Here is a 13,501-nt window from a genome sequence, read left to right as displayed (position 1 = left end):
TAATGCCAAAGTAAAGGCTTTTAGATCACAATTTAGGGGAGTCAGGAATACGGAATACTTCTTATATCGCTTGATTAAATTATATTCTTAAAATGGTAAAAACCCAACTTTTGGACTTGATCCGTCATTTTTTTTATGTCGCCTGCTTAAGCAAGTACACTTGCTCAGCATACTCCATAAAAAAAAGCCTTTCATTTCTGAAAGGCTTTCCTAGTAGCGGGAACTGGACTCGAACCAGTGACCTTCGGGTTATGAGTCGCAGAAATACTGGTTTTATATGATCTCATATGTGTTTATATAATTGATAATCAAATACTTAAGTTTTAAGTCGAAACAACAAAAATCATATTAAACCTCAAAATGTTTTAGATATGTTTTAGGTAAAATGTGGTCATTAGTGTATCTTAGTGGAAATATTTTACAAAAAATGGCCTCGATAAAGATAGTGCTTTGGAAACATGATAAAAAGAAGGACGGCACTTTTCCTTTGGCCGTTCGAATTACCCAAAATAGAAAGACACGATACATATTTACAGGTCAATATATTTTGGAAAAGGATTGGGACATAGATTTGGGCAAGGTTAAAAAATCCCACGCCAATTCAGCAAGGCTGAATAATTATCTGCTAAAAAAATTGACAGAGGTCGATAGTATCGCATTAGAAGCGGAAGGGTCAAAGGAGTTTATTTCCAGTAAACAAATCAAGAACAAGGCAAAGCATAAAGGGAGAACGGTTTCGTTTTATCAATTTGGGGCGCAACGTGTAATAAACAAATTTCAAGCAGGTTCATTTTCCACTTGTAAAGGGGAACTTTCAATGTTGTTTAACATCCGTGAATTTTTAAAGTGGAACAGATTTGAAGAGCGGGAACAAGTAATCAATGCAATTGTAGACCGGCGACGAAATCGAGTAGGTCAGTCTCGAAAGTTTGGATATAATTTCTTGGAACATGTAAAAGGCGAATTTGGTAAAGAAACCTCGCTATATTTTGAAGACATCACCGAGGCATTTCTAAGTAACTTCAAAGTGTTCTGTATTTCTTATCTAGATCATAAGACCAGAACGGTTACCAATCATCTTATTTATATTCGTACCCTGTTTAATGCAGCCATAAAAGAAGGTATCGTGGAAGCTAAAAACTATCCTTTTGCAGGAGAAAAAGAGCGTATACGTATAAAACCAACACAAAAAATCGGTTTGATAAGAGAAGAGATTAAACGTATTGAAAATGTGGAACTTGAGAAGGATTCAGCTATTTGGCATACCCGAAACGTCTGGTTGTTCTCTTATTATTTCGCGGGAATACGGATTTCGGACGTATTGCAAATGAAATGGTCGGATTTGATGGATGGACGTCTCTATTATACCATGAACAAGAATGAAAAGCCGTTGAGCCTTAAAATTCCGGATCAGGTCATGGGGATATTGGATTTTTATCGACCATTGCGGCAGTCGAATAAGGATTTTATTTTCCCCTATCTGAAAAAGGCGAATCCCAATAGCAAGCGGGATGTATTTGTAAAGACTCGTAATGGAAGCGCTGTACTTAATAAATACCTAAAGGAGATTGCCGAAAAATGTGGGATTACAAAAAACCTATCTAACCATATTGCCCGCCATTCTTTTGGGAATATCGCCGGGGACACCATTTCACCCCAAATGTTGCAAAAACTTTATCGGCATAGCGATTTAAAAACGACCATCATGTATCAGGCAAATTTTATTCATAGAGATGCGGATGATGCTTTGGATGCTGTTTTAAATTCTTAAAAACCATTGGAAATTTAGGATTTTATTTCAAAATAACATGTTTTAGAACTGCACGTTATTCTAAGGATCTAGGGTATGGCTGTGTGAGAGTTCGAGTCTTTCCGCCTGTACAATCGAGTAGGAAGCTAGGGATTATTTCCCTAGCTGTCCTCTCACACCACCGTACGTACGGTTCTCGTATACGGCGGTTCTTTAGTTTACAATCCTAACTTTTAGATAATAATCAGATAGAAAAACATATCCCGATACTTGCAGACGTTCTTTCGTAATCGTGGTCGATAGGATAAAGCTCTTGGACGTGTGCCAATAGGCTTTCCTTGTATTTGCCCATTCATACGCTTTTGATTTCTTAACTCCGAGTTTGACGAGATTGGTTATTTTGGTTCCTATCCGTTTCCATTGTTTCCAAATCACCATCCGCAGTCGCCTGCGATACCATTCATCTATACGAAGTAGGATGCTCTTCATGTCTGCCAACTTAAAATAATTGACCCAACCCCTAATATATTGGGATAAGGATTCTTTACGTCGCTCATTGCCCCAGCCATTGCTCCTTGATGTCTGCTCTTTTAGTTTGGCTTTCATTTTGGCGATACTTTTGGGGTGGACCCTTAGCCTGCACTCTCCCCTTAATTTGTAAAAGGAATGACCCAGGAATTTAACCCTTCGGATTGGTGCGACTTGGCTCTTTTCACGATTGACTTTTAAGTATAGCCCATTTTCTATGAAGTTTGTAATGCTCTCCATTACTCGTTCACTGCTTCGCTTGCTCTTACATAAAATCAAAAAGTCGTCTGCATAACGTACAAATTTATGCCCTCTATGCTCTAATTCCCTGTCCAGTTCATTGAGCATAATATTGCTCAACAATGGACTCAATGGCCCGCCCTGTGGAACCCCTTCTTTGCTCGGCTCAAAGGTCTGGCCTACTTGGACACCAGCGTTTAGATAGCGATGTATCAACGATACAACTCGATTATCTTTGACTGTTCGTGAAAGTAGTTCTATCAGCTTGCTATGGTTTACTGTGTCAAAGAACTTCTCTAAGTCCATATCTACGGCGTAATCATAACCATCTGTTATATACTTCTGACACTTTTTCAGCGCTTGGTGTGCATTACGTTTTGGCCTAAATCCATAGCTATGGGACGAAAATTGGGATTCGTAGAGCTTACTTAGTTCTTGGGATATTGCTTGCTGGATTACTCTATCCACTACCGTGGGAATACCCAGATTTCGCCTCTTCCCATCGCCTTTCGGTATCTCTACTCTGCGAACCACGTTGGGGCGGTATTTACCGTCCAGTATATTATTTATCAGACTATCTTTATGTTGGGCCAGATAATCGCCAAGCGATCCGACTTCCATCTTGTCAACTCCTCCCACGCCATTATTTCGCTTCACCTTGCGGTAGGCTGAATTTAGGTTTGAAGGGGATAGTATCATTTCTAATAAATCATATCCTGTTTCATTTGGATCGTTGATGCGGTTGTTTTCTGTTATCCACATAGAAGTCTGCCCTCCAACATAGCCTTCGGATTCCGTCCTATTCTTTTGTTTAGAGGTCTTTGATCTGTCAAAGATTTTCTGCGTTCTTCCTTCCACTTGGTAACTATCGGTTACTGCACATCTACTAAAGTTCAGCCCTTCCTAAATATAGTCGTTACTTAGTACTATGGCATCTGCTGACTCCTGACAGCAACTGTTGTCCGTGTTTCATACCCTGTTTCCACACGTCTATCAGGCCTCCCGTGGTAAGGCAATTCACTTTCACTCCATATCCCCGCCATATTTACATCCCGTTGTCCGTGTAATCTTTGGACTTTGACTTGCTGTGTAGTCTCATCCCAACGGTTATGCCTGATATGGTTCGTGTTCCTCGGGGCAGAGTTTTGCTTCCAACTTCCTTCAGATTCCACCTCGCAATGGACACCCTTGTCTTCAGCTAATGGTTGGCGATTACAAGCCCCCATAGTGAACTTTCATCACCTAGTTAATTGCCATGCACGGCACACACAAGTGGAAGCCGACTTTTTTGAGTCGGCTTTTTTTGTTTTGGTAAAACAATGTTAAAACAAATGGAGGTTTTGATTCATTTATGTTTTAGAGCATTCAATATTCTTTTTAAGATGGAAATATTGTCTCAGGCAAAATTTGATACACCTTACAGGAGGGGGTCACTGGTTCGAACCCAGTAGAGCCCACAGTAACAAAGACAAGGTTTCCAAGAAATTGGAAGCTTTTTTGTTGAGCTAAAAATTCCAAAAAGGCTCACTTTTTATTTTTAACAAAACTTTAGCATATTTTAGACGAAAATGATGTCATTTGACTAGATTAAGAACCGTTGTTGTGTTTATATAAGGTTCTTAACTATAATTTATTGGGAAAACTTATAAAGGAGGAAGTTCTTTTGGCAAAAAAGAATAATAAACCCTTAATCAGACTTCGACCGGTGATAATTGTCAATTAAAGCTTCCGATACTATTAGGGACTTTTCCTTGGTTATACAGTCAAAGGTAATTTTAGAAATTTGACCGTCTTCAACAATTGCGAGGTCTGTTTGCCGGATTCCAACAAAGATTTCATAAAGGAGATGAAATTGGTGTTGTCATATACCGGCATACCCTGGCAGGCAGCTCCTGCAGGCGATAAAAGGGCAAAGGCAAGGGCAATTCCCAATGTTCTGATTTTCTTTTTCATAATGTTACTTTTTTTTAGTTTTAAAAATTCTTTAATAGCGGTCTCCATATTCTGGGTCTTTTTATACAGGGACATTATGGCCGCGTTTTCCTCGCCGTCCGTTAGATAGGCTGCATAGACTTCAGGGGGTACCTCCAATCTGAAAATGTTACTTTCCTTGCCTATTTTGATAAACATCTCCGTGTACTTTCTGGGGCCGCTAAGATTGCTTCTAATGGACTTTAACTGGTTCAGGTCATGGCTTGATAGGTTTAACCGGTTCTTCAGTTCCCCATATCCCTTTTCGTTGTTCAGGCTATAGATGACCTGAGTATTTTCCAGTATGCTGGCCGAGGTGGAATTGTTGGGCAGTTGGTTTATGGATTGGAGGATGATGCCGATGGCCCCGTTCTGTTTTCGGATGGCCTGATAGTAAAACTCCACACTTTCCAGTACGTTGTCGAATTTTAACTGTTTGGCAAATTCGTCAAACAGGATGATACCCTTTTCGGCACGGTTTTTCCAGATGGTCCGTTGGATGGCAGATTTTATGAGCTTCAGCATCACCGAAAGAATTTCCTTATTGTCCTTTACTTCATCCAGTTCAAAAACAATCAATCGTTTGTCCTCAATTTTAAAGGTCTGGTCCTTACTGACCTCGAAAAGGAAACTATAGAGTCCATCGCCTACATATTCCGACATGATGTGGAGGAAGCTTTTTATATTGAAATATTCAGGTTGAATTTTAAGCTGATCCAACAGATTATTTTGGTTCCCTTCCATGAACCTGTAAAAGCTGTCCAAAGAATGGTTCCCGTCAACAATGTGATAATAGTACTGTAGTATTTTTTTTATGGATACGGATTGTGCCTTGGTGGCCTTTAGCTCGGAGGCCAACAACTCAAATAGAAATACCGACAGATCCTCCATACGTTCTGGAGTTAGGTCTGCTTTGTGATGTATGTAAAAGGGATTGATGCCTAGGTTCTTTCCGCTTTCATATCTCAACACGGTATATTGTTCGGGATAGAGCTTCGCGAACTTAGTGTAGGAGCCTCCAAGGTCTATAATGACCAGGCGGACCCCATTTTCGAAATATTGACGGAGTACATTGTTGGCAAGGAAAGACTTGCCTTCGCCAGTTGGGGCAAAAATGGCAAAATTCTGGGCTTTGATGCGCTTTTTCTTTTCATCCCAGACGTCCTTTAAGACCGGAATATTGTGTTCCCGGTCATTGAAAATGATCCCAGTAGCATCGGATTTATAGTTGCTATTGTTTATGCTCAGGCACAGGGCATGTTTCAGGTCGGTAACATATAAGTCCTCATCGGAAAAATTGGAAGAAAAGCAGAAATAGCTGTTTAGAAAATAGTTTTTGCGTTCCTCGCCCCTTGGATAGTAGGGTATAATATCAAGTTCCTTGAACTCGGTTCTAATTTTGGAGCCTATTTTTTCAAGCCCTCGGTCGGAATGATCCCAATAGATGATATTAAGATGGCCCCGAACGATCCTTGAGCTGTCATCCCCATTGATCTTGTCCAGAATATGCTGGACCTTGGTCAGGGTTACTTTGTTCTGGGAACCGAAATTGGAACTTTTGTTCAGTTCCTCTATTTTCTTGTCCAATAGTTTTCGCCATTTATACTTATCATCCAGGTAGATAATCTGGTTTACAATATGGTTTTCGTTCAATGTCAACCCTATGCCATCTATAAAACCCTGGTGGAACACAAAATCATCCGAGGTAAACCGCTCATTGGTCTTACTGCTCTGGACACTTTCACCAAAACATAGTTCACTGTTTATGGCAAGGACATCAAAATCATTTTGGCCGATGGAAATCTTATTTCTGTCCAAAATGATATCGGTATCGAAACCTTCATTGAACCCATTGAAATAATTGTTGGTATTCGTGAGGATTTCCTCTTTGGCCAACGGGACAAAGGCCATCTTGCGGCTATTGTTGATAAAGGAAACAGAATCGTTTACAGAGCCCATAAAACTTTTAACCTGTTCATCCATCTTCAAATGGACTCCCTTAGTAACTTTTCGAAAGGGGTTTACATATTTGGAGTTGTTCAATGTTTTGTTCCGTGTAAGGATAAAATATAGGAAGCAACGATGGTCGATATACTCCCTCCCTTTGAAATACCGATGGGTGGCTTTTGCCAAAAAGGTAGTATTGGGCAATTTTTCAGAGGTGTAGGTTTTCTTGAGATAAATATCCTGTTTATGGACGACGCATCCAATGGGCAAGGATTTAATGGCCTGGAACCAGGAGCTATGGATATCCTCAAAATCCATTTCGGACAAGGAATAGATTTCTGGCAACAAACCCGCGTAACAAAGTACCACATTGCCATTATTGGCATAGACGATGTTGGATTGGATATCCGCAATGGGATGGTGTACCGAAAGATTAATCTTGTCCATAATTTAGGGATGAGGATTTTTTATTACTGATAATTTTTGGAAATACCCTTGTTAGGGTTAAAGAGAGTGTACTGTTCGTAATCCTGGTCAAGGCTACATAAAGTATGGTATTGAATATAAGGACACCCATAATCATCGCAAGACTGAATGAGAAAATGATGACCATTAAAGAAGCAATTATGGACAGCATCTGAAGTGCAAAAAAGGATATGGGCAAGCCGAATATCATGGCCCTTTTTCTAATATTCCTATATATTTCGAATTTTTTCATCACACTACAATTCCTATGAGGTAAGTAAAGATGCCAACTACGGCCCCAGCAATCAAGACAAAGACCAGTACCCTGGTGATGCCTTTTTTTAGATCCGCGTTTTCCCCAAAGAAATGTCCGGCGTTGAACAAGAACCCTATAAGGAAGATGACCCCGAGGATTATGGGAAAGATGGTCCTGATGGTATCGGAGACATCGTTGACAGAGTCTTCTATGCCTCCAATTTGTGCAAAAGCTGATGCCGTAACCAAAAGCAATAGCAGCAATGATTTAATTGGTTTTTTCATGATTGTACATTTTTGAGGCCTTCCCAATAGCTATGGGTAGAAGGCGGTTGATAAAATATTCGTTACGGAATTTCCAAAGGATCGGACAAAACGATGGGGAATGAATAAATTTTAACAGTCGCAAACGTTAAAATTTCACGGATTAGAAGCGAATTCATCTAAACGATGAAAATTGTGCAACACGCACTTTGAATATCGACGGTATGAAACGTATTTGGATAATTGGCCTTTGGATTGGATTTACTCTTTTATGCAATCCCATTCAGGCTCAGGTAATTAATAAACCAATAGTAGTTCTGGATCCAGGACATGGGGGAGTGGATTCAGAAGCAATCAGTATAAATGGTGTTTTGGAAAAGGATATTGTTCTGGAAGTGGGGAAAGAGACAATACGACTGAGCAGGGAACTGTTTGGAAATAGCCTCGATATCCAATTGACCAGATACAAAGACATTTTATTTTCTTTCGATTTGTAATTATTAATATTAGTTATGAAAATATATATAATATTGTTATGATATGTAATATAAATATTTTTTTATACTTTCGTTAAACTTTGTGTGAGTTATTCCGTTTTTAGTTAATGTTATCTCAATATGGTTGATTGTGATCTGCACGCAGTCATCCGACGCAATGTTCATTCTTTGTTAAGTTGAGAGCAATAATCACAAATGGCATATAAAGCTGGCAGAGAAAAATGGAAGTAAACTGAATATTTTCATGTCTGTATCTCGGCGAGCCTTTGGCAAATGGATGTTTGAAATCAGTAAAGAGAATTTATAATGCGGAAATATATGGATGGGGGGTGTGTAATCGATCCAGATAAAACGTACAATTGTTTAATATAAAACTAAAGAAACTATAAAAATATGAATCGAACGATTTATTTAATTCTAGGAATAATTTTATTTGTTACGTCAAAAGTGAAAAGTCAGAATACTACCTGGATAAAGCCTGGAATTCATTGTTTTGAAGTGCCGACCGAATATTTGAAAGAAAGAGAACAAATACCTGCTTACTGGCTTACCTCCAATAGGGAAATAAATGAATTCTTAGATGAGAAAATAAGGAAAGGGGAAGTACGACAAATTGGTACATCAGCTGGGAATCGTCCTATTCGAGCGGTTTTTTATGGGAGTCCACGTAAAGGCGAGGGAACAACCACTTATTCCGGTTCGTTGGGTTATCAAAATGTTTTGGCATATAGGGGCCCAGATCATGAAAAAACAGTTTTTTTAGCTATGGCCGGGGTTCACGGGGGTGAGCTCGAACCTATAATGGGGATCATCAATTTTTTGTCTGTTCTAGAAACGGGTAAAGATCTGAGAGGAGTCTCTTGGCCAGTTATAGAAGAGCTTTTCAATTCGATTGACCGACTGATTGTAATCCCGGTTATGAATCCAGATGGAAGGAATCGGGTGCCAATACGCATGTTTCCTTTCAGGGGAATGAATTATGAGGTGAATGAATTTTGGAACACAGGAGGATATCCTGATGGAACACTTATAGGTTGGCCTGATGTGAAAGAGTTCATCCCTTTTGACTTTACTTCCAATAAGTTTCCCGGTGGTTATTCCAATGAAGCCGGCGTGAATATTCAACATGATGATTTTTTTAATGCGATGCAGCCTGAGACTCGGGCTTTGTTTGATTTGTGCGGCATTGAAAAACCTGACCTAATTCTGAATATGCATACGGGAGCTGTTTTTCCTAAGATGCTAAAGCCATTTACTGAAGTCTCATTGAATGTTGTTTTTGATAGGTTGTATAGAAAAGTCTTGACGGCATGGACCACAGCGGGTTTAGAAAAGACTGATAATGTCCAGCTGGAATCAGATCCGGAACGGGTTGGTAGTTATTCTCCTTTTAGTTTGGATGGCGCCTTGAGTTTTCATTGTGGGGCATTAAGCGCAGTCATTGAATCTCCGAATCATGGATTTGCTGCAGCTCGTGATGGGCAAGGGGATATGATTGTCCTGACTCCTGAAATGTTGTTGGAAGCTCAATTGATTGGGTACCAGGAATCATTGCAATTTTTGAAAGATTCTGGTGGAAGGTCGCAATGGACTCCAAGTAAAAACTAAACAAAAAATAGTGCATTTGAAGCCGTTTTCGAGAAATGAATGTTAATACTAGAGCATCAACTACGCAATTTAAGCTCCAAAGTGGAGACAAAGAAAACTGTCTTCTTGTATTAAAGAAACACATGGTTAATGATTCTAAAAAGGTGGCTGATGTTTTTGGTTTTTAACATTAAGTATAACAGGATTAATTTTTGGTTGACTAGACAAATGGCCCTTGTTTAAATTGGAGGAGAATGTTTTGATTGGCCCCACTTTTGAACAGCTCGTTAGTTTCTCCTAGAAGTGCGATATCGTTATTATGGCGGGATTCGGTTTTGTATGTTTTTTTTGGCAGAGTAGTCGATTCGACCATAGAGAATGAAAATACATTTTGATATGAAATTGTTTAAGCTCTTGATGTGTGTATTTTTGATGGGTATACTTTCCCAAATATCATTGTATAGTCAGGTAACGCTGAACGAAACAAACCTAATGGATGCAATGAGAATTGAACACCCCCGTATGTTTTTGACTTCTTCAATGTTGTCTAATATTAAGCAACGGGCTCTTAATCGGGATCAAAAGATTTTTAACGGGATTAAGGAAAGAATAGATAAACTTTTCGAGAAGGATTTCAAGTTTGGAAATTTACTTATACGAGATGGTCATCAGAGCAGGGACCATCAAATTGGGACCAGTGCATCAGAGGCTGCCCTTTTGTATTTAGTTTTCCAAGACAAAAGATACCTCACACTTGCAACAAAACTATTAAGGAAAGTCGTTGAATATTATAAACTTAGAAACGTTGAAGGTCTTAATGTGCATTGGTATAATTTTAGTCGAATCAATACATTGGCTGCTTACGATTGGTTGTACAATGACCTTACAGGAAATGAAAGAAGGGAAATTGGGAGGCCTTTGCTGGAAGCAATGGCATACATGTCAGATCACAAAAAACGGAGTAATGTATTCAGAAGAAACGGTGGCGGCATACAGTCAGGATTTTCTGGTCCCAATGCTTTGCCATGGTATGCCGGGGTGGTTTTTTATAAAGCTGGTGTAGATGACGGCTTGGCCGAAAGGCTGTTGTTACAAGGATACTCTGAGCACATTAAAATGCTGGAATCCAGAAGTGCTCGTGCCGGTGATGATGGGGGTGCCAATTCAGGTACAATTGGATATGTATTAGGAGCCAATCCCTGGGCAGCATTTAATTTTTTTCATACTATCCATTCCGCTACAGGCAAAGATATAGCTATAGACTGGGATTACGTTCCTTATTTTATCAATTATATATTCTGGAATTGGTTGCCTGGAAAACTAGAGTTTGGTCATGGGGATGCTCGTCATTTAGATAATAAACTGCCTCTAAAATTGCTTCCTCTACATTTAGCACATGTTATACATTTTTATAAAGATACACATCCCGAGTTGGTCTCGGTAGCTCGTTGGATGAATAGTCAATTGGAGGATGAAGTTCAGGAAAGCTTCCCTTATATAAGACTCTTACTTGATTCTGATAATGAGAATAATAATATGAAATTAAATTCTATAGAAACGCTCCCAATTGCTCGGCATTTTGAAAATATGGGACAGATATTTCTTAGGTCAGGATCTGGTCCAAACGATACTTACGGCCTCTTTACATCTGGTGGGGTAGGTTTACATAAGCATTTTGATAATAATAACTTCGTAATTTTTAAGAGGGGTTTTTTGGCATTGGATTCCGGAACCCGTCCCCAGCCCGGAATACATTTATCGCATTATTATTGGCGCACGATAGCACACAATTGCATCACCATAAAAATGCCAGGAGAAGAAATGCCAAATTACTGGGGAGGTCCATCACAGAATGAAGAAAACTCTCCCATTCCAAATGATGGGGGACAAAATGATGAAGGAGGGGCTGAGGTTATAGCTTTTGATGAAACCGCGTACTATGCTTATATCGCAAGTGATGCTACAAATTCGTATCACGAAGAGAAGTCCAATGAAGTTATCCGTCAGTTTGTGTTTTTACCTCCAGATCACTTTGTGATCTTTGATCGTGTTTCTTCTACTCGAGCAGAGTACCAAAAAAAATGGATGTTTCATATCGCAAATGAACCCAATGTCTGTGGAAATCATTTTTCCAGTGAACATTGGGAGGGGAAGATTTTTTCTAGAGTGATATATCCTATAAACTATAATTTGACTAAAATAGGAGGGCCAGGCAAGCAATTTTGGTCTGACGGGAGAAATTGGCCACTTCCCGAATTAACTTCCGGAGACTGGAATTATGAAGGAATGAAGTGGCTAAATAATGAACATAACCTGTTTGGTCAGTGGCGTATGGAGGTGACTCCGAAAGAATTATCTAAAAGGGATTTTTTCTTGCATCTCATTCAAGTTGGGGACCGAACCCTTGAAGTAATGACGGATTCTGAGCCTATAGATCTTGGTAATAATTTGGGTTTTAGATTTAACAGTGGTGGTAAGGATGTCGAAGTTACTTTCTCCAAAACGGGCAAGGTAGGTGGTAAAATAACGGTACATCAAAAAGGCCAAAAAATCTTGGAAGAATATTTCACTGAAGAAATAAAGCCGCAAAAAGGATTTTGAATGAACAGATACTTGATTAAGTAAAATGGAGTTGTGACGAACTTCATATCCTAAGGTAAGGTTATGTTATTGAATGATCCAATGTTTCGCAACTAATTAACAAATTAAGCAGAAGAATCTGGATTTCAATGGGCTTTCAGAATATAATTAAAGACATTCGGACATTGGCTTTGGTAAAGGTAGGCAATGATAAAAGTCAAACCCTAGTTATTTTTAGCTTACACAGTTCGTGGGAAAGTGTCGTAAAAATTGATAGAGTAGGCAAAATAGACTTGGTTAACTATAAAACTAGAAATATAAATCAATGGAGAACAAGCGGCGTAATTTTATAAAATCGACCACATTGGCAGGATTGGGAATGGGTTTGGCAGGAAACCTTTCCTTGTATGCGAACGGTATGGGAAAAACAGGGGGCAGGATCGGGATCATTGGATTGGATACCTCCCATGTAACCGCCTTTACCAAGGTGATCAACGATCCGGGCAGGCCCGAATTCGAAGGTTTTAAAGTGGTTGCCGCCTATCCCACCAAAGGAAGTGCCGATATGCCGGCCAGTATAGATAGGATAGGCATGTTTACGGAACAGGTCAGTGCCATGGGAGTAGAAATTGTGGGTTCCATAAAAGCGCTTTTGGCCAAGGTGGATTTTGTTTTATTGGAATCCGTTGATGGCAGAAGGCATCTGGATGAAGCGTTACCGGTACTAAAAGCCGGGAAGCGCATGTTTATAGACAAACCCCTATCCAATTCCCTCGTAGGAGCCATAGCGCTTTTTGAGGCTTCAGAAAAGTATAAAACCCCCATATTTTCTGCTTCCAGCACCCGTTTTTCACCAGAATCGGTAGAGATTGCCAAGGGAAAGGAAACGGTGGGAACCGTATTGGGAGCACATACCTATGGCCCTGCTGCTAAGCAGGATGGGCATATGGAATTGGCCTATTACGGGATTCACGGTATAGAAGCGCTTTTCACCTTAATGGGTACGGGTTGTAAACAGGTAACAAGATTTGATACCCCGGTATCCAATGTGGTCACCGGGTTTTGGGAAGACGGCAGGATCGGGGTTTTTACGGCGACGCCCGAAGGAGGAAAAGCGGCCTTTGGGGGAGTGGTCCACGGAAGCAAGGGCGTTGCGGAAAAGGTCAAGATATTGGATGGGTACGATCCGTTGATCGTGGAGATTATCGCTTATTTTAAAACGGGAACGGTACCGGTCAGCAATAAGGAGACCCTGGAGATCTTTGCCTTTATGGCGGCTGCGGACGAAAGCAAGCTGAGGGGAGGGAAACCGGTTTTACTGGAAGAGGTCATGCAGAAGGCCAAGGCCGAAGTAAAGAAAACATAAATATCCGGCATGGAGGGCAGGGGCCTTGTTGCTTTAGAAGGACCAAAACAA

9 protein-coding genes are annotated in these 13,501 nt (G+C 40.0%); 5 read left to right on the top strand and 4 right to left on the bottom strand.

What is annotated here, in order from left to right; translation table 11 throughout:
• Window positions 1–427: 427 nt before the first annotated feature.
• Window positions 428–1,771 carry a site-specific integrase gene (locus QSE00_RS12015; RefSeq protein WP_286106156.1) on the top strand — a complete coding sequence of 448 codons (1,344 nt, stop codon included), beginning with the start codon at window positions 428–430 and terminating at the stop codon, window positions 1,769–1,771.
• A 192-nt stretch (window positions 1,772–1,963) separates the two neighbouring features.
• Here the strand turns inward: QSE00_RS12015 and ltrA are convergent, their stop codons facing one another.
• The 4 genes from ltrA to QSE00_RS11995 form a co-directional block, all read right to left on the bottom strand.
• Complete coding sequence (ltrA, locus tag QSE00_RS12010; protein ID WP_286106155.1) at window positions 1,964–3,376, bottom strand: group II intron reverse transcriptase/maturase; 1,413 nt, start codon at window positions 3,374–3,376, stop codon at window positions 1,964–1,966.
• Between the two features lie 897 nt (window positions 3,377–4,273).
• Window positions 4,274–6,883, bottom strand: coding sequence for a TraG family conjugative transposon ATPase (locus QSE00_RS12005; RefSeq protein WP_286106154.1), 2,610 nt, complete (start codon window positions 6,881–6,883; stop codon window positions 4,274–4,276).
• Window positions 6,870–7,154 carry a hypothetical protein gene (locus tag QSE00_RS12000; protein ID WP_286106153.1) on the bottom strand — a complete coding sequence of 95 codons (285 nt, stop codon included), beginning with the start codon at window positions 7,152–7,154 and terminating at the stop codon, window positions 6,870–6,872. Before QSE00_RS12000 ends, QSE00_RS12005 begins: the two co-directional genes overlap by 14 nt.
• Complete coding sequence (locus QSE00_RS11995; RefSeq protein ID WP_247096740.1) at window positions 7,154–7,441, bottom strand: hypothetical protein; 288 nt, start codon at window positions 7,439–7,441, stop codon at window positions 7,154–7,156. Before QSE00_RS11995 ends, QSE00_RS12000 begins: the two co-directional genes overlap by 1 nt.
• Before the next feature lie 203 nt (window positions 7,442–7,644).
• Between QSE00_RS11995 and QSE00_RS11990 the strand changes: the two genes are divergently transcribed.
• The 4 genes from QSE00_RS11990 to QSE00_RS11975 all read left to right on the top strand — a co-directional run bounded on the left by QSE00_RS11990 (window position 7,645) and on the right by QSE00_RS11975 (window position 13,450).
• Window positions 7,645–7,917, top strand: coding sequence for an N-acetylmuramoyl-L-alanine amidase family protein (locus QSE00_RS11990; RefSeq protein WP_286106152.1), 273 nt, complete (start codon window positions 7,645–7,647; stop codon window positions 7,915–7,917).
• A 393-nt stretch (window positions 7,918–8,310) separates the two neighbouring features.
• A complete protein-coding gene (locus QSE00_RS11985) occupies window positions 8,311–9,525 on the top strand; it encodes a M14 family zinc carboxypeptidase (RefSeq protein WP_286106151.1) in 1,215 nt (404 codons plus the stop codon).
• A gap of 375 nt (window positions 9,526–9,900) precedes the next feature.
• Window positions 9,901–12,105 carry a heparinase II/III domain-containing protein gene (locus QSE00_RS11980; RefSeq protein WP_286106150.1) on the top strand — a complete coding sequence of 735 codons (2,205 nt, stop codon included), beginning with the start codon at window positions 9,901–9,903 and terminating at the stop codon, window positions 12,103–12,105.
• A 304-nt stretch (window positions 12,106–12,409) separates the two neighbouring features.
• The gene (locus QSE00_RS11975) at window positions 12,410–13,450 is read left to right on the top strand and encodes a Gfo/Idh/MocA family protein (RefSeq protein WP_286106149.1); all 1,041 of its coding nucleotides are present in this window, start codon (window positions 12,410–12,412) and stop codon (window positions 13,448–13,450) included.
• Window positions 13,451–13,501: the final 51 nt, after the last annotated feature.

The organism is Arenibacter flavimaris, assembly GCF_030291335.1.
Classification (GTDB): Bacteria; Bacteroidota; Bacteroidia; order Flavobacteriales; family Flavobacteriaceae; genus Arenibacter.
Note: the sequence above shows the minus strand (reverse complement) of the source record. Positions and strands in the feature narration are given on the sequence as shown.